General features: G+C 52.3%; 13 protein-coding genes. 8 read left to right on the top strand and 5 right to left on the bottom strand.

What is annotated here, in order from left to right; all coding sequences use genetic code 11:
- Positions 1-405: 405 nt before the first annotated feature.
- Both SH449x_RS07565 and glgA read right to left on the bottom strand, forming a co-directional pair.
- On the bottom strand, positions 406-1602 hold the full coding sequence (locus SH449x_RS07565) for a galactose-1-phosphate uridylyltransferase (protein ID WP_482380723.1): 1197 nt from the start codon (positions 1600-1602) through the stop codon (positions 406-408).
- 28 nt (positions 1603-1630) lie between these two features.
- Positions 1631-3121: a glycogen synthase GlgA gene (glgA, locus tag SH449x_RS07560; RefSeq protein ID WP_482380722.1), complete on the bottom strand. Its 1491-nt coding sequence runs from the start codon at positions 3119-3121 to the stop codon at positions 1631-1633.
- Positions 3122-3475: 354 nt separating this feature from the next.
- Here glgA and SH449x_RS07555 point away from each other — a divergent pair, with 354 nt between their 5' ends.
- The 3 genes from SH449x_RS07555 to purL all read left to right on the top strand — a co-directional run bounded on the left by SH449x_RS07555 (position 3476) and on the right by purL (position 8061).
- Positions 3476-4015, top strand: a complete 540-nt coding sequence (locus SH449x_RS07555) for a DUF2617 family protein (protein WP_482380721.1) — start codon at positions 3476-3478, stop codon at positions 4013-4015.
- A gap of 283 nt (positions 4016-4298) precedes the next feature.
- Positions 4299-5153, top strand: coding sequence for a prephenate dehydrogenase (locus SH449x_RS07550; RefSeq protein ID WP_482380720.1), 855 nt, complete (start codon positions 4299-4301; stop codon positions 5151-5153).
- Positions 5119-8061, top strand: a complete 2943-nt coding sequence (gene purL, locus SH449x_RS07545) for a phosphoribosylformylglycinamidine synthase subunit PurL (protein WP_482381813.1) — start codon at positions 5119-5121, stop codon at positions 8059-8061. Before SH449x_RS07550 ends, purL begins: the two co-directional genes overlap by 35 nt.
- A 207-nt stretch (positions 8062-8268) precedes the next feature.
- Here the strand turns inward: purL and ribD are convergent, their stop codons facing one another.
- Entirely contained in the window at positions 8269-9498 is a 1230-nt protein-coding gene (gene ribD / locus SH449x_RS07540; protein WP_482380719.1) for a bifunctional diaminohydroxyphosphoribosylaminopyrimidine deaminase/5-amino-6-(5-phosphoribosylamino)uracil reductase RibD, read from the bottom strand.
- A gap of 41 nt (positions 9499-9539) precedes the next feature.
- On the bottom strand, positions 9540-10700 hold the full coding sequence (locus SH449x_RS07535; RefSeq protein ID WP_482380718.1) for a hypothetical protein: 1161 nt from the start codon (positions 10698-10700) through the stop codon (positions 9540-9542).
- 234 nt (positions 10701-10934) lie between these two features.
- On the opposite strand from SH449x_RS07535, the gene SH449x_RS07530 reads away from it, so the two are divergent.
- On the top strand, positions 10935-11396 hold the full coding sequence (locus SH449x_RS07530) for an Hsp20/alpha crystallin family protein (RefSeq protein WP_482380717.1): 462 nt from the start codon (positions 10935-10937) through the stop codon (positions 11394-11396).
- Positions 11397-11460: 64 nt separating this feature from the next.
- Here SH449x_RS07530 and SH449x_RS07525 read toward each other — a convergent pair whose 3' ends face one another.
- Complete coding sequence (locus SH449x_RS07525; RefSeq protein WP_482380716.1) at positions 11461-11790, bottom strand: hypothetical protein; 330 nt, start codon at positions 11788-11790, stop codon at positions 11461-11463.
- A 413-nt stretch (positions 11791-12203) separates the two neighbouring features.
- Between SH449x_RS07525 and SH449x_RS07520 the strand changes: the two genes are divergently transcribed.
- From SH449x_RS07520 to SH449x_RS07505, 4 genes are all read left to right on the top strand, one after another.
- On the top strand, positions 12204-15497 hold the full coding sequence (locus tag SH449x_RS07520) for a coiled-coil domain-containing protein (RefSeq protein WP_482380715.1): 3294 nt from the start codon (positions 12204-12206) through the stop codon (positions 15495-15497).
- Between the two features lie 158 nt (positions 15498-15655).
- The gene (locus SH449x_RS07515; RefSeq protein ID WP_482380714.1) at positions 15656-16369 is read left to right on the top strand and encodes a hypothetical protein; all 714 of its coding nucleotides are present in this window, start codon (positions 15656-15658) and stop codon (positions 16367-16369) included.
- Positions 16366-17331, top strand: a complete 966-nt coding sequence (locus SH449x_RS07510; protein WP_482380713.1) for a hypothetical protein — start codon at positions 16366-16368, stop codon at positions 17329-17331. Before SH449x_RS07515 ends, SH449x_RS07510 begins: the two co-directional genes overlap by 4 nt.
- Positions 17328-18464: a squalene--hopene cyclase gene (locus SH449x_RS07505; RefSeq protein ID WP_482380712.1), complete on the top strand. Its 1137-nt coding sequence runs from the start codon at positions 17328-17330 to the stop codon at positions 18462-18464. The genes SH449x_RS07510 and SH449x_RS07505 overlap by 4 nt, the downstream gene beginning before the upstream one ends.
- Positions 18465-18473: the final 9 nt, after the last annotated feature.

Below are 18473 nucleotides of genomic sequence, written 5' to 3'. Positions count from 1 at the left end.
CGATATCGGATCCGTGGCGAGGGTCGAACAGGATGGTCCGGGACAGACGAGGGTTGCGATTGCCAGGGCAGAAGTTGCAAATAAAGACCAGTTGAGTTTCATCAGACTGCGTTTAAATACGTGGAAGTGACAGAAAACGGCGGGTTGTCGCTGCACAGGGAGAGACAGCAGCGGAAGGAGTCCATCGACCTCTATCTTGGTTAAGCCCAGGCGATTTCGCAAGTCAATATGGGGGGCAGTCTAAAAAAGATTCGCCAGAAAGCAGTTTGGAGGGGATCTTTAACAAGATCCACTGCGTTTTTGGCAGGGATTTTTAACAAAATCCACTATCGGTTTTTTCATCATTTAACTGATGGCCACAGGGAAGCGTGTAATGAATTGGCGAATCGCGAATCGGATATGAGCTTAAAGAGCGGCTCGCAAAATCGCTGCGGCTTGCTCCGGTTTGACCGTGTTGATGAAACAGCCTGTTCCTAACTCAAAACCAGCTATCCTCGCCGACCTTGGCGTGACCTGGATGTGCCAATGATGGGCAAGCGGGTGAAAGCTCGAAAACGGTCCCGTGTTGAGCACCATGTTGTATGACAACTGCGGCTGAGTCGACTCGAGTGCGGTGAGCGTCGTTTTTACAACTCCCGCAAGATCCTTTAACTCATCCCGCTTTAGCTCATCGAAATGACTCCGATGCATCCTCGGCTGAATCACAAACTCATACGGAAACCTTCCGGCAAAAGGAGCATAAACTACAAAATGCGCCGAAGCTAGAATCAACCTCTCACCCGAACGCTCTTCCTCCGCCGCAACCTGGCAGAAGTAACAGGATTCGTGCTGGCTAAAGTACTCCTGCAGTCGTTGGCTCCGGCGTTTCACTTCGCTGGGAACAAATCCCAGCCCAACCAGTTGGCTGTGCGCATGCGAGAGCGAAGCCCCCGCATCGGGTCCGTAATTCTTGAAGATGACCGTGTGGCAGATGTCTTGTTGCGCACGGAAATGCTGAAGCCGCATCTTGTAGGCTTGAAAAACCATCTCAACATGAGATGTCGACAACTGCGATAGCGAGTTGTCGTGCTCCGGAGACTCGATGATGACCTCATGAACTCCCGTCGGAACTTCCTTTCGAAAAAGTTCGGGGGATGCCAATAGTAAGTCTGTCTCACCACGAGCAGCCACATCAAGATTCTCCTCCTGAGCAAAGTCATAGCCCTCGGAGGTCTCGTACGATTCCGCCGCGATCGCATGAGCGGCTACGTCAGAGTGGCTTGTGCAACTAGCATTGGAATGAACGGCGGGGTACTTGTTAGGCACCACTCGCACTTTCCATCTAGATCGTACACGCCTGATGTTCTGCTCGACTTCGTCCCGCCTCAGTATGGTTGTGGCTTCTAGCTCGCTGAGAGGTAGAACCAAACTAGGCGCAGGAGTCGATTGTTCAGAACCAGCACAGAAAGGACACGGAGTTCCTGCACTCGATGCAGCTTTGCCGACTGAACGAGCATCATGCCTGCTATAGGGGGCCTGGCAGTATTCATTGGGGCGAGCTTCTCGATTGGGAGCGAAAAGTACCCAGCGATCTTCAAGCCAGTCGTACCTGGTTTCTTGCATAAAATTAGGGCTCCCTTTGCACTCGGGGTTAGAGCCGCCCTTCGATCGCCGCCTGCTCACGAGCACGACTGTAAACAGTTTCGTAGTGTGCCGCACTATTGGCCCAAGACCAGTCTTGCTGCATCCCTCTCTCTACTAGTGTACCCCAAAGCGATGGGTCGTGCGAATAGACATTCAACGCAGATTCGATGCAAAGTCTCATCGAATCGTAGGAATATTCCCCAAAAGCGAAACCGGTTGCCGTACCCGATTCTATTGTCTGATGGTTGCAATCGGTAACAGTGTCGGCCAAGCCCCCCGTACGATGGACTAAAGGCAATGTTCCGTAACGTAAGCTGTAAAGTTGGTTCAGGCCGCAGGGTTCATAGCGACTTGGCATCAAAAACATGTCAGACCCCGCTTCGATTTTGTGTGCCAGCGAGTCCGAAAATTCGAACCGTACGGATAGTTTATAGGGATATCGCTGCGCAAGTTCGCTCAGAGCTTGCGCAAAGCGCTGCTCTCCGTTACCCAAAATAACCCATTGCGCGTTAAACCGCTCGATGGACTCCTGTAAAAATGGTTTCAGGAGATCCCAACCTTTCTGCTCAGCGAAACGACCGACCATACCTATAACCGGCACACATCCGGAAACAGGCAGCTGCATAATCTTTTGCAAATCCAATTTGCAGGCAGCCTTTCCCGTTCGCCAATTCTCAACGCCGTAGTTCTGCGCTATGTGACCATCGTGTCTCGGATCCCAAACGCTATAGTCAACGCCATTAACAATCCCGATCAATCGCTGCTGATTGCTTCTGAGAACTCCATCTAAACCACAACCGTGCTCCGGTTGCTGGATCTCGCGAGCATAAGTGGGACTGACTGTCGTGATAAAATCCGCGAACGCAATACCTGTCTTCAGTAGATTCAAATCCCCAAAGAACTCCATCTGCTGCCAATTAAAGTATTGCCAATCCATCCCGGTGAGAGGCATGTCGTGCGACCAAAACCGTCCTTGGTAGGCGAGATTATGAATCGTCATCACGGATGCAGCATGCTGATACCATTGTTTACTACCAAACTGAGTTCTCAAATAGGCTGGAATCAAACCACTCTGCCAATCATGGCAGTGGACAATGTCTGGCCTGAGCCGGAGTCGATCAATCCCCTCTGTCACAGAGCGGCAAAAGAACGCAAATCGTTCGGCATTGTCACGGTAGTCACCATGCTCGTCACCGTACAATCCCGCTCTGTCGAAATAGTGCGGTTGGTCGACGAAATAAACACATACTGCGCCGTTGTGAAGAGAAGACTTTAGTATCCTAGATGATACCTGCCGCCCAGCCAAATCTACAACGAACGACACGTGCGTGTCCTCGATGGGAAAGCGTGACTGAATGGCCCGGCGGTACCCTGGTAGAAATAGGGAGCACTGATGCCCCCGCGACGCGAGCTGTAGGGGTAGTGAGCCACATACGTCGGCAAGCCCGCCAGTCTTAGCGAAAGGTACGGCTTCCGACGTGACCATTACAATATGCATTGGCAGTGCCTTTGTCTCATCGGCAGGAAGGAATGGAGAGGGGAAATCCAAGCCGATATGTTACCATACCTAAGCAGCAGATAGAATGAGACTATCGCGGTTTTGTCTTCTGCTCGCCCGCTATCCCCTCAACATCCCCTCAACGAGCGATTACGCACTCACGCGACAACAATCAAACTCCGACAGCCACTGTCAATAGGGGATAGCCATGCACAAGAAAAATAACTCACCAGAATCGACCAAATAGAAAAAAATCGAAACCTAAAAGTTCCGAAGTTGATATTGGTACCTTCGTTATTTTCGTACTATAATCGCCCCCCTTGCCCAAGCTGTCCCCAACCGAAAGGTGCCAAAGTGCTTTCGATCCGTCCCGCTATCGCAGAACACTCGTTGCATCTCTTCGGACGGTCCATTCACCCAGAGCTATTCCAAGTCTTTCGCACCAAACTGATTCAGCGCTCCAAGTATGCTGCGCGGATCGATATCACAGCTGACGGACATGTCATCACTTTTGTGCGAAATCATTCTGTGCTATCCGAAGTAGTTTGCTCTCGCAATCAGCAACTACCTCAACGTCGAAGAATCGCGGCAAACACGATTCGCGGAAAGTACAATCAGACCATCGAACGTCAATCCACAATCCGATACACAACCGAGTGCGAACGCGAGACTGTCTCTCCCGATTTATTTTGGATGGTTCAATCCCAACTCCAAAGAAGTGATTGCGAGAACGAATTGCTGCACGTCTTCCAATCCAGCGGCAGGATCGCTTACGGTGCCGTGAGCTTCCTTCATGTCGAAGAAAGGGATAGCCAACTCCTCATACAGGCCTTTCACACTTTTCCCGACGATCACACGATCCTCAAGTCGGTTTCTTCTTTTCAGGCTTCCTGATAGAGATCGTTATTCTTGAATGGCTCAGCCTCTGGGTGAATAGTTGCTGGGTGAATAGTTGCTGGGCGGCCTCTGCGCCGCTTCAGCAGCGGTCGGGGGCTCGCTTCGCATTGCCTTTCACTGTACATCGTACGCTGTTACGCTTTAATTCGAGGTGTCTCTCCCATTTTCTTCGCTCTACGGTAGACTAACCCAACATAATAAATTTTTCAATTTGGATCACGAGTGGAGCTCGCGGCGGACCGTTTTGGCCCGTCGCGGGGGTGCCGGGTGGCGTTTCGATATGGTTTGGCAGCGAGTTTGCATCATTGGTGTTGGGCTTTTAGGGGGGTCGATTGGCCTAGCCCTCAAAAGAAAACGATTAGCTAATCATGTAGTGGGAGTTGGACGCTCCATTACCAAGCTTGATACTGCCATACAACGCGGAGCTATCGACCAAGCTACCGACGACATTCTTGTGGGGGCAAAAGATGCGGATTTGGTTGTGGCCTGTACCCCAGTCCAATCCATTGTCAATTCATTGCTAGCAGCTTCTCGAGTTGCCACTCCGGATGTTTTGCTCACAGACGTCGGTAGCACAAAAAGCACGATCCTTCGAGACGCTGACCTAAAGCTTTCACCTGCGAACTACGTCGGTAGCCACCCCATTGCGGGAGGACATCACAGCGGAGTTGAACATGCGGTTGGCAATCTCCTGGACGGCGCGCTTGTAGTCGTGACGCCAATGGAGCAAAACCCCCAGAGCCTTATCGACCGAACGGTACGCTTCTGGGAGTCCATGGGTGCCCGAACTTGCTTGCTCGGTCCCAAAGAGCACGACGAAGCGCTCGCAATCTCAAGTCATTTACCTCATATGGTGGCGGCAGCCTTGGCCAGCTCCACCCCCCCTGAAATCCTGCAATTCGTCGGTAAAGGCTGGATGGACACCACTCGGATCGCATCCAGTAACCCGCAACTCTGGCGACAGATATTACAAGAAAACCACGCACCAGCCCTACAAGCATTGAAGAAGTTTGCCACAATTTGCGAAACGTGGCTCGAAGCACTCGAAGGGAGTGACTTTGACCGCGTTGAACAACTTCTTGAAGCAGGAAAAGCAACACGTGACGCTGTGGCAAATCGACATCTATCCGGCTGATGGTCAGCCGGATGCCTTGGGCTCCTCCGCTGCCAGCGCAGCTGAGGACATGGGAATCGCAAAGAATCTACTCGTGCACGGAGCCTATGGATTCCTACTTAGCGGCTCCCTCTCCGAGCAAGATACCAAGCGAATCGGCCAGCAACTCCTCTCCGACCCGATCGCTCAACGCTGCTTGATCGCAAAAGTTGGCGATTCCCGCCTGTCGACACCACCAGCCGCCGCCTCGAACCCTTCGCTGGTCTACGCACTCCCCAAACCTGGAGTGATGGATCCGGTCGCACAAAGCACTCATAAGCTCCTTAACGATATTGGGTTGGGTGTCGATCAAGTTCGCACGTTCCGCAAGTACTGGATTGAATCTCAATCCTCAGGCGGTGTTGATAAGTTCGTGCTGGACCGAATGTGCCAAAAAGTGTTGGCCAACGATTCGATCGAGCAAGTAAACGTGGGCCCTCTCGTGCTAAACGATCTAGGAGTCGGATCGCATTATGAATTCCAAAAAATCGTGGTCCCGATCTGCCAATTGTCGGACGATGAGCTGATGAAACTCAGCAAATCGGGGCAGCTCTACTTGTCGTTAGCCGAAATGCAAACGGTTCAAAATCACTTCAAAGAACTGGGGCGAGAACCAACCGACATAGAACTAGAGTCGATCGCTCAAACCTGGAGCGAGCATTGCAGCCACAAAACGCTAGGGGGCAAGATCGAATACACCGATGAGAATGGTACGCGGCAATTCCAATCTATGCTCAAGGAAACGATCTTTGCCGCAACGGTAAAGATTCGCCAAGAGTTGGGGGCGGACGACTGGTGCGTGAGCGTTTTTAAAGATAACGCCGGAGTCGTAAAGTTCGACGATGAGGATTGCGTCGTTTTCAAAGTCGAAACTCACAACCACCCATCGGCCATTGAACCTTATGGTGGAGCCAACACGGGACTCGGAGGAGTTATTCGCGATCCTCTCGGTACCGGCTTGGGGGCCAAACCGGTATGCAGCACCGATGTCTTTTGTTTTGCCGACCCGAACTATCCACCCGATCAATTGCCACCTGGCGTATTGCATCCCCGGCGAGTCATGACCGGCGTGGTTTCCGGAGTTCGTGATTACGGCAATCGCATGGGCATCCCGACAGTCAACGGTGCTGTCTATTTTGATAATCGTTACCTTGGTAATCCGTTGGTCTATTGCGGCAACGTCGGAATCATTCCCAACGACAAAATCGAAAAGCATGCCAAGCCAGGTGACATGATCGTCGCTATCGGAGGACGCACCGGACGCGATGGCATTCACGGTGCAACGTTCAGCAGCGTCGAGCTCACGGAAGAAAGCGAGACCATATCGGGTGGGGCTGTCCAGATCGGAAACGCGATCACCGAAAAAATGGTCCTCGATGTTTTGTTACAAGCACGCGATCTAGGACTCTACAACGCTGTTACCGACTGCGGAGCCGGCGGGTTCAGCAGTGCCGTCGGCGAAATGGGCGAAGAGATCGGTGCCGAAGTTTGGCTCGACCAAGCTCCTTTGAAGTACGATGGACTAAGTTACACCGAGGTCTGGATCAGCGAAGCCCAAGAGCGAATGATTCTCGCCGTGCCTCCCGAAAAGATCGACCGACTGAAATCACTTTGCGCGAGCGAGGGGGTCGAGGCAGCCGTTCTTGGCGTTTTCACTCCCACTGGGATGCTTAGGCTGATGTATCACGGCCAAGAGGTCGGCTCTATCAGCATGAGCTTCTTGCACGGTGGTCGACCACCAGTCGTACGACAAGCAGTCTATAAAGCTCCACCAGAGCAGAGTTTGCATCTGCCAAGCATGTCGCAAAGCGAGATCGAGAACGCACTCCATAAAATTTTGTCATCTCCATCGGTCGCTAGCAAGCACTGGGTCATTCGCCAGTACGATCACGAGGTCCAAGCTGGCAGTGTCATCAAACCACTTGTTGGTCCCTCGTGTTCTGGTCCTAGCGATGCGGCGGTGGTGCGACCGAAACTCCAAAGCAAACGGGGAGTCGTTTTATCCTGCGGGATGAATCCTCGTTTGGGTGATCTCGATCCTTATCACATGGCAACCTCAGCCATGGACGAAGCGGTTCGAAACGCTGTTGCGGTCGGAGCAGATCCAAACCGCCTCGCCGTTCTCGACAACTTCTGCTGGGGGAATACCGAGCGAGCTGAGACTCTGGGAACTTTGGTGAGGGCAGCCATCGCGTGCCACGACCTCGCGGTCGCTTGGAAAACCCCGTTCATCAGCGGCAAGGATAGTCTCAATAACGAGTTCTCCTATACGCTCGAATCCGGTGAGAAGAAAACGATTGCCATCCCTTGCTCTCTGCTTATTAGCGCGATGGGGCAAATTGAAGACAGCAGCCAAGCTATCACCATGGATTTGAAGAAGGCTGGGAATCGACTCTACCTGGTTGGCGTGACTCGTGAAGAATTAGGTGGAGCCTTTATTTGCGAAGCACTCGGTCTCCAAGGAGGCAGCGTTCCCAAAGTAGACGCATCCCTGGCTATGCGAATTTACAAAACGTTGCACCTAAACATTCGGGCGAGACAAGTCGTTTCTTGTCATGATCTGAGCGAGGGAGGTCTCGCAGTTGCGTTGGCAGAAATGGCGTTTGCAGGTGAACTGGGCGTTGAGGTAGATCTCTCGCAATTGCGAGAGGCTTGTTTCGTCAGCCCTGAGGTGGCGCTCTTTTCAGAGTCGAACAGCCGCCTACTTTGCGAGGTCCCCGAAGCCCATGCCGCAGCTTTTGAAGCCAGTTTTAAGGATTTGCCATGCTACAAGCTGGGGGTTGTAACAGATGGTAGCCAGGTTACCGTTCATTGCGATGGAAAGAGTCTCATCGACGCGGGCTGGCGCGATTTGAGAGCGAGTTGGTTGGCCCCGTTGGATTGGAAGTAACCGTTTCGCTAATCAAATAGGAGCGTAACAACGCAAGCTGTACGGTATTGTTAGCGTAGCAGCGCAAGCTGCACGGTGACGGGCAATGCGAAGCGAGCCCGCCGCTCACGGCGGACGACACCGTGCTGCCACACTCTGCTGCCACACCGTGCTGCCGGGAGAGTGAGTTAACTGGGTGGATTGATGGGCGATGAGGACGCTGGAGCCCTACCGTAGGTCTATCGCCCTTACGCTTTTAATTGGTGTCTTCCGTAACGTCAAATGCGTGTCACCGTCTCGAATGACGGATTGCATTAGGTGCCAAGACTCGACGTCTCGCATCCATTGTTTTCCTTGTCCCGCAACGGGATGCAAACCGTTGCCAATCACTTTGGGTGCGATAAAGCATTCGATTTGATCAATGCAATCCTGGTCGAAAGCTTGGCCTAAAAGTTTAGCCCCCCCCTCGATCATGATGTTAGTAAAATTGAGCCGTCCACATTCCACCAACATGCTTTGTAGAGATCGGTTGTAAGTATTCTTTTGTTCTAGCGTGACATTGGTTGCAAGATTATTCGATGCCTCAGTCGGCGAGCTGACCAGCACTTTGACTCCAGCGGCCTCGAGTTGTTGAACGTTGCGTGGGTTTGGCTTGGGTCCGGTCACGACCCAGACGGGAATCTCCTTTGCAGTACGGACGAGTTGGCTTGTTAGTGGCAGCCGTGCGTGCTGATCCATGACGATGCGTGTGGCGATCCGAGCCGGTTTGACATCTACCCCAGAGTCATCGACTAAGCGACAAGTGAGCGACGGATCGTCCGCGAGAGCGGTCCCGATTCCGATTACGATAGCATCAAGAGTCGATCGAAATTGATGGACAACCTGCCGAGACTGGGCATTGGTGATCCACTTTGAGTCCCCTGTTGCGGTCGCAATGCAGCCGTCGAGCGACATGGCCCATTTCGCAATGGTCCAAGGCTGTTTCGTGCTAAGACGTTTCAGGTAGGGAGCGTTAAGCTCTCGGGCTTGCGATTCGCAAACACCGACGGTCACGTCGATTCCATGCTCCTTGAGCAATCGAATGCCACGTCCACTTACTTCGGGAAAAGGATCTTGCATGGCGACCACTACGCGTCGCGGTTTCTTTGCGAGAAGATAAGGTGCGCAGGGTGGTGTCTTGCCGTGGTGACTGCACGGTTCGAGAGTCACATAGACGGTAGCGTCTGAAACATCTAGCGACTCGGGAATCGCAACTCGTTCCGCATGAGGCCCACCATAAAAGGGATGGTAGCCTTGGCTTACAATTTGGGAATCCTTAACGACCACGCACCCGACCATAGGATTGGGCTCTACATGGCCATGCCCCAGCTTAGCAAGCTCGATAGCGGTGTGCATCCAATGCGAATCCGGATCCCGGAGGATTTCGCTTTCAGCAATAGATTCGATAGGTTGTGGCATTGATGCACGGGGATAGGATGCTACTTAAACGGCGAACGACCTCACCTGAGTTGGTCAGGGGACACGCCGAGCAACCCGACTTGATAGCCATGGGATTTTAGAATGGAATTGCCTCTGACAATAACCACTACCAATATGACGAAAGGCAAGAATGGCACTATCCCGCCGATAAAGTATCCTAAAATCATCAAAACGGCCATTCCTGTTTCGTAGACTTTGGTGCACAAGACAATGTAGCTTATTAAAAAAAACAAGCCTATCGCGAACATAACCAACGCCAGAGCAACCATCCCAAGTGCAAAAACGATGCCCAATGGGCCAGCCTCTCCTTTATTCGGTGCGCCCATCATAAAAGTTCCGATCACCATCATGACGTAGATGGGAATGATCATCAGAAGCCCCACTATGGAGTGGCAAAGTTTTCGATGCCATTTAGCGATACCCATGATGTCCATCGAGCTAGAGCTATAGCTGTTTCGTTGGGCAGGCATCGAGGGTGCGTACATCCCTGCAGAGTACGGATTCGCGTTGTAAGCAGGGAATGACTGGGACGAAGAAGCGGTAGCAGGCCTAGCAGTCGGAGTGAGATCTATCGCGTCCCATGGAGAAGCTCCTCCTGATTGCGGCACTGATGCCGTAGCTCCCGTATACGGGTTCGCGATCGGGACTGCTGCGGGAATAGCCATCGGGGCAGTTGCAGGCTTAGTTGGTTTTGGCTTTGGCTTGGCAACTGGCTTGGAAGATGCGGTTGGCTTGGCAGGTATGGTGGGCTGCGTTATAGGTGCAACCGTTTGTTTATTCGTTGCCATCTTTTTTATGGTGAAGACGCTCTGGCATTCGGTACACTTTCCTTTGCGGCCTTCCATCTCCGGTTTTCCCTCAAACAGGAATTCGCAGTTGGGGCATTGAAAGGGGAATGTCCCGGAGGGTTGTTCCTGGCGACTGGGATCGTACGTTAGGGTAAAGATATGCCCGCACCCTTTGCATAGACCGCGGGTTCCCTCCAGCTCGGGAGCAAATAGCAACACATTGCTGCACTGGGGGCAGGCGATTTCGATTTTGACGTCGAGGGCTTCTTCTGGGGGGATGCTTGGAATGGATAGCGTTACTCCACACGAGGGGCATTTGCATTTCTTGCCAGCAGTGCTGTCCGCGACGCGAAGGGTTTTTGAGCACTGGCTACATTCGAATTCGATGCTCATGATCGGCAACTCGGGGCAACGTGGAATAGGTTCTGTAGGTATCGATTTTCATGACCGGGATGGGCCCCATTCTACTTCCTTGCACCGGGAACTCCACACTACCGAGCTAGTTTGGCACGCCAATTGCATTTTCTTTGTTTTCGTTGTCGAGACTGCCACTCTGAAGCTGGGTCCGCTGAGGGGTGAGCAGGCTCAGTCGAGTTTGCTTCAGCCAATTTTTAGGAGATTCGGAACATGTCAAGATTTTTGAATTGTGCTTTATCACCAGAGTCGCTGGCTGTCGTAGGCCGCGAGTTGGATGGAATGTTTGAGCAATTGTTTGGTGCCCCTCAAGGCGATACCAAGGGAGCCGAAAGCGGCTCCGATTCCGAGCGATACCTGCATGCAGCAGCCCATATTTGGGAAAAGGACGACCAGTTGCATATCCTGGTTGAGCTGCCTGGGGTCAAGAAGGAGGATGTCTCGGTCACGTTCCAAAACGGTTCGCTCGAAATTTCGGCGGCGAAGCATCGGCCTGATCTTGGTGAGCACAAGACGTGGCACAACACTATCGCGAGTGGCGTTTATAAGCATCGCATTGCTATCGGGGACAAATTCAACGCGGACTCGATCGAAGCGGCTTTGAATGACGGAGTGCTCAAGATTACCGTCCAAAAGAAGCCAGAGATTCAACCTCGAAAAGTCGAGATTCAGTAAGGTCAAGACCGACGGGATAGCAGCAGTGGGGCGTTGATCGCTGAACCAGAAAGCCAGGGCAAACTTAATTCGGTTTGCCCGCCGTGGGAACCGTCATTCCGCTCCAAATGGATTGACTGATTCGCTGACCAAAGCTTTGGCAGCGAACGGTTCCAGGGAGCTGCTGATCTTCAATTGCCTCGCAAATCTCGACACTCTTGACCCCCGGAACCTTTTTTAGCCGCTCGACGAGATTATTGCAAAGCGAACGAGTTCCGCCTTCAAAAACAGCTACGACATGGTCGTCCACCACGCTGACGATGCCGAGTTGCGGCCAATACCGAATTCGTTCGTAGACATCTTTAGCAGACACCACTGGCGAATTCGAGTTGATCTGTAATTCGTAAATCCACATCGCCGTACTCTCTCCCGATGAGACCTGCCACTTAATCCTTCCCAACTGCCCAACTAATGCGTCTCCCCACGCGTTCGTATAACAGCAAGCACATCTCGGACCATAGCGAGAAAAAATAAAAACATTAAGGTGGGATTGCCAGAAAAGCCCGGTTTTTCGTCGTCAACTCATCCCTTGAGGCAGTGCGTGACAGCTCGTCGCGCATCGAAAACAAACGATTTTTGCCCCGTTTTGTGCTCCAGAACTACGGTGGATCCTCGCTCCGAGACAAGGCTCAGCCCCTCGGAATGCTAGGTGCATGAGACGATTCCTCGTCTATAATGGGGAGGAATAAGTCGTGGGGGAGAATTGCACAAACCGTGCAAAAGGTGCACCCATTGCTTCAAAATGATTTCGGCAAAAAGGATTACGGCATGGCTGTCAAAATTCGGGTTCCTGAGACGCTTACCACGCAGGTTCGCAACTACCGCAGGAACGTTCGAAGAACCAAAATTGCAGAGGCAGTTAGCATTGCTGCGTGCGCTTTGCTCGTCGGTTTTGCCATCATTTTCCTCGTGGATCGATTTGTTGACGCAGGAACCATCACGCGAACTTTGGCCTTTCTACTCGCCATCGTTGGACTCGTCGGAATCCCTCTCGCTTACTATCGCTGGGTACAGAAATTAAAGTCGCTCGAATCGGTCGCCAAATTATTGGCCAAACGGATGCCTAGAGTTGGGGATTCCTTGCTCGGTGCCCTGGAACTCGCCCACGATGCTAAGGAACAAGATCGCTCCCCAGCCCTTTGCCAAGCGGCCCTCGACCAAGTCGCAGCCGATTCTGCCAAGAGAGACTTGCTAGAAGCATTGCCCCTCTCGCACCATCGGCGCTGGAGCGCCGCTGTCGCGGTTCTAGGTGTCGCAGCTTTGGCAGTCACAGTTTTTTATCCAGCCGCCGCCATGAGTGCATGGGGCAGATTGGTCATGCCATGGGCTTCGATCCCACGGTACACCTTTACTGCCTTGGAGGATCATCCGAAGCGGATGGTGGTGCCTCACGGTGAAACTTTTTCTCTCGATTTGCGACTAGCTTCGGACTCAAAATGGAAACCTGCTTCGGCGTCTCTGCAAATTGGCAAGTCCGGAGCTCTCCAGTCCGACCTTTCCGCTGGCAGCTACTCCTTTGAAATTCCCCCCCAACTCAAACCGACCGATCTCTCGGTTTTGGTAGGCGATGCTTATCCAAGCATAAAAGTCGAGCCATCCCCGCGACCTGAACTTGAGAAACTTCTCGCTACAATTCAACTGCCCGAATACCTCAACATTGCAGAGCCCATCGAAAAGGAGATTCGGGGTGGTGCGCTCGTTACCGTAAAGGGTGCCCAGCTACAGCTTCAATCAAGAACGACAAAGCCGATAGTCAGTGCGAAAGCGAACTCAAAGGATCTACAGGTTAGCGAGGGCTCTTTTGTTTTTCCTGCTACAGAACTTTCAGAGACGACCACAATTGAGCTGCAATGGACCGACGCGGATGGACTCCAATCTAAATCGAGTTATCCCCTCCAAGTCGAAGTCTTAGAGGACCAAGCCCCCACGGTGTTCGGCGACGGGTTGCCTAAGGCCAAAGTGGTGTTGGAGTCGGAACAGATCGAATTTCGGGTCCGTGCTCTAGACGACTTCGGAATCAAACAAGTTGGACTGGAGTGGAGTGTCATAGACGAAAGCCGATCGGACCGGATTGAACGTGGTGAATTGATGCTCGCTTCTGGAGGCCCTAGCCAATCTGCACTCGATGCCTTGGCCACCTTCCAAGCGACCGCCATGAAGATTCCGTCAAAACCGGTTGAGGTGCGATTGTTTGCTGAGGACTATTTACCCGATCGTGGCAGGGTCTACTCATCTCCTTATTTGATGTATGTTCTTTCGCCGGCGGACCATGCGGTATGGATCCTGGATCAAATGACTCGTTGGCAACGAGAATCGCTGGAGGTTCGAGATCGCGAACTGCAACTCCTCGCAACGAACAAAGAGATTCGCAACATGCCTGAATCCGAACGAGACACACAAGAAGCGAGAGCTCTTATCGAACAGCAAGCATCCGCAGAACAGGCGAACGGTCGCAGACTAAATCAATTAGCAGCCCGAGGCGAAGAGCTCCTCCGTCAAGCCGCTCGGAACAGCGAAATCGGCGTCGGGCATCTTGAGAAATGGGCCGAGATGCAAAAGATTCTCAAGGATATCGCGGCCAATCGTATGCCTGATGTTGCAGATCTCCTGAAAAAGGCAGCTCGACAAGAATCTCTCGCCAAAAATTCGGCCTCAGCACAATCGACAAAACAAGAGTCTGCACCGATGGCAGGACAAAACCGAGACGATAGTGCTCAGAACCAAGACGCATCGTCCGAAGAAAGTAAACCATCGAGCAAAACTCCCTCGGTGATAGACAAGGAATCCTCCCAGCAGCCCATCGATCCAAAGGCATTGGCCGAGAAGGATGACAACGAGAAATCCAACAGCAAGAGCCAGCAGTCCACATTGCGCCTGCCATCAACGACCGTTGCAGGCACAGGAGCCAAGAAGAAATCAGACGACTCAGAAGAAGACGATTCTGCCGACGATGCAATCGAAGAGGCGGTGGATAAACAGTTGGAATTGTTGGCTGAGTTTGACAAAGTGGCCGACGAGTTGAACGAACTGATGGCCAACCTAGAAGGCAGTACGCTAACGAAGCGTTTAAAGTCTGCCGCACGAGAGCAGCTCAAAATTGCAGACACCGCTGCCGTAGAAATTAAGGAGGCGTTCGGTGCCAGCTTTGTTCGATTAACTTCGGAACAAAAAGTCTATTTCAAAGACCTTGAGGCCAGGGAGCTCAAAGCCGCCGAATTCGTATCCACGATTGTCGATGACATGCAGGGATTTCATGAACGACGCCCCTCGGGCAAGTTTGAGACCGTGCTAGCGGAAATCAAGCAAGAGGATATCGTCTCGGCACTCGGAGCCTTGTCTGGGAGATTAACCAACCAGCAAGGATTTGCGATCGCAGAAGCAGAGTACTGGTCTGATACATTGGATCGATGGGCCGAGGACATCGTCGATCCCGCAGCCAAGGGAGAGTGCAAGGGAAGTAAGAGCAAAAGCTCCCTGCCCCCGTCGATTGTGCTCGAGGTCATGCAGATCTTGGAAGGAGAGATGAACCTGCGAGAGCGAACGCGGGTTACCGAGCAAGCCAAGGCGGCCGCGTCACAAACCGAGTATGGGGAACGAGTGAAAGAACTGGCGACGACACAATTCGAGCTCAAGGAACGCATTGATGCCGTCAAGGAAAAGATCGCAGCACTCCCCGATGCCACCGAGGAATTCTCGAAGGAGTTGGAGTTAATGGAAGCTGCTGGACTCGTCATGCTCGATGCGGCTCTGATACTTAATCGACCAGAAACAGGTTCGCCAGCGATTGCGGCGGAAACCGAGGTCATCGAGCTACTTTTGCAAACCAAACGAACCGACCCGAGCTCGGGTGGCGGAGGGGGTGGCGATCCAGGAGCCGGCGGCGGAGGAACCACCGACGAGGCGGCCATCGCCATGATAGGTCCCGGAGTCAATCAGAATGAACGCCGCCAAGATCACGGCGTTTCGCAGGAGACAGGTGTTTCAACTAATGGCTTGCCCGAAGAGTTTCGATTCGGACTCGATGAGTACTTTCAACGCATTGATCGCAAAAACGCTCCATGATGAATCGCTCTGTAAAACAACATCCAATGCATAATGGTCTGCTCGATGGGCCTCGATTTCGGACTGTACTCAGCCCTCGCATCGTTGTCCACCTTTTATGCGTATTAGCTTGGGGGCATAGTTTAGGTTTACCATCGTACGGGCAAGCCTTTATCCCTGTGCGACCAATCCAAATCGATCCCCAAGTATTGGTTCCTTATCAAGAACAGATTCGCGGCTTGATTAAAAACGAGTTAGAAGTCGTAGATATAGTTGCCAAGCCAACGGAGCTTCAAGCTCAACAGTTGGTTGACGTAATAGAAGCCAATTGGGAAGCAGCGAGTCTTAGAGAAGTCACCCGCCGCGTTCAACAGCACGTGCACGGCAGCATAGATTTCGATGGATTGGTCGAGCGGTCTGTCATGGGTTGGTGCAAGGAGGTGTTGTCCGCTGAACAACTCGCTCTGTACACCGCCGAGTTGGACAATCGCCAGGAGTTGCGTCGCGAGGCGTTGATCGCTCGCATGCTCACATGGCTGCAACGAAAACTGTCCCTATCAGCCAGTCAAACGGATGAAGTCGAGAAAGTTCTCCGGGAACGCTGGAAAGATCGTTGGTACCGTTCGGTAGAAGCGACTTTCGTCAATGAAACACTTCTCCCCGAGATGAATCAAAAGTGGCTTGAGGACATTATCACTCCAGCTCAAAGAAACGCGCTCAGCGTGCGATCTCCAACCGAAAAGAATACACCTGTGCCGGATGTGTTTCCTCGATTGTCCTTATCGACTCGGTTCTCCCTTGGTGGCAAATCGAGCGATGCGTCGATCAAGCTCCTACAATCCGAAAAGCCAGATGCAGCCGATCCGAAGGAGAACGAGGAGCCAAGGCCATGAGAAATACCAATCAAGCCTCGCAGCATAGGCAAAAACGTATGCGACCCATCTTGTTATATGCAATCGTTGCTGGGGTTACGAGTGTATGGACTTGTGAACAGTCTCAGGCTCAAGTTCAAATTAATGCACAGGATGAAGTCATGCTGCGTGTGGTCCGGCAGAGAGGAATGCTACAAAGGGAAGTGGATGCGAGGCTCAATATGGGAATGGGAGGTGGTCGGGATTCCATCCACGGTCGATTGGATCGCGACCAGTTGGAAGAGTTGCTTTATGGAACTCTGGGGGGATCTAAACAAGCGTTTCGACGCAGCACCAAAGAGTTGATTCAGCGAAATATCGACCAGATCCATCAAACTTGTCAATTGACCGACGAGCAAATGGCAAAAGTCCAGAGTGCCGTCGAGATCGAAATCGCACGATGGGAGTCTCGAATCACGGCTTTGCTCAGTGAGATTACCCCTACCACCGAACCTGCGGTCAAACAGACGATCTTCACGCAGGCGTGGTCAAAAGTGATGGAGTATCACAACGAACCCAAGGTAAGCGAGTCGACGGTTTGGTATAAGACTCTCATGGCAACCTTGACTCTCGAACAGCGCGAGAAGTTGCTAGCAGATCAGGCCAGGACTCAGGTGAGAGAATGGGCAGTCGCTAAGTATCGAGTTCTATTGCTCGCACAACGTGCAGTCGGACTAACCACGGAGCAACGAACCGCATTGGATTCGCTGCTAGAAAAACATTTTTCCGAGCATCCCGATGCGCTGGTGACCACGTTAGCTAAATTGCAAAGACTCCTTCAAGAGAATCCTGATCAGAGCATTGGATTGACAGATGGCCAGCGAGCAAGGCTCAAATCTTCAGTCGAGGCAAGAGAGCAAGCAGCAATGCCAGACATCCCAGCGGTGAATTTGGCAGTACCCGCGAGGTTGATGCCTGTAGAGATTTTGAGGCCGGCCAGATGAAACCATTTTCGATTCTCGTTGGGCAAGTTTGCCGCTTTCTGAAAACGGAGCGCGTTTTGGTCGTTCGTCGATTGTTAGTGTTGTCATTGTTTGCAATCACCTTAAGTGTTGTGATTCCATCGAGTGTTGGTCACGCGCAGGGGCAGCCCTGGCGAGAGGGTGCGGTGCAGGGGCAGGGAGTTTCTCGCGAGGTTCGGGAGATTTACGAAAAAGGGCTCGGTTGGTTGATCGCAAACCAGGGGGCCAACGGATCATGGGAATCACCCAGTAACCCAGGACCAGGTGTCACCGGGCTCGCCACCATGGCCTTTTTAGCCTATGGCGAAGACCCGAATCATGGGCTCCACAGCTTGCAAGTTCGCAAGGCGCTTCAGAATTTGATTCAGCAACAAGATCCCGAGACAGGTTACTTGGGCGGGAGCATGTACCATCACGGTTTTGCGACGTTGGCACTGGCTGAGGCTTATGGAGCGGTAGATGACAAACAGCTATGGCTCGATTCCGACGTGCCGGCGAATCGACGGCGTACACTAGGTGAAGCGTTGGAGTTAGCAATTCGCACATCGTTAACCAGTCAAGATCGCAATAGTGTTGGTGGTTGGCGGTACGGGCCGAGTTCGACCGATGCGGACACTTCGGTTTCCGGAGCGATTTTGGTTTCGCTGTTGGCGGCTCGCAATGCGGGCATCGAGGTTCCCGATAAGAACATCGACAAAGCCATTAGCTACTTCAAAAGCATGACTTCAAAGAGTGGGCAAGTCGCCTATGCTGGGGGACTGGGTGGCTACGATGAATCGCAAGCTCGTGTTTCGATCGCAGCATTGGTTTATGCCATTTCTGGCCAAAAGGAACTCGCTGAGTTCAAGGCTTGCGCGGAATTCCTAAAGTCTCGCGGCGGAGTCAAGATGGGGGAACACTACGCTGAGTATACGTCTTACTACAAAGCTCAAGCACTTTTTCAGGCTGACACGGAAGCTTGGGAAAAATGGAACAAGCAATTGATCAACGAGCTGAAACAATCCCAAAAACCGGATGGACGTTTCGATGGTGGTTTTGGGCCTCAAGTTGCGACTTCGATGTCGCTATTGTCGCTCGCATTGAATTTCCGATTTCTACCTATCTATGAGCGATAAGTTACAGGT

The organism is Brakhagea baltica (assembly GCF_052161605.1).
Classification (GTDB): Bacteria; Planctomycetota; Planctomycetia; order Pirellulales; family Pirellulaceae; genus JBKCUI01.
The sequence above is the reverse complement of the archived record's forward strand: the minus strand, read 5'-3'. Positions and strand labels throughout refer to the sequence as shown.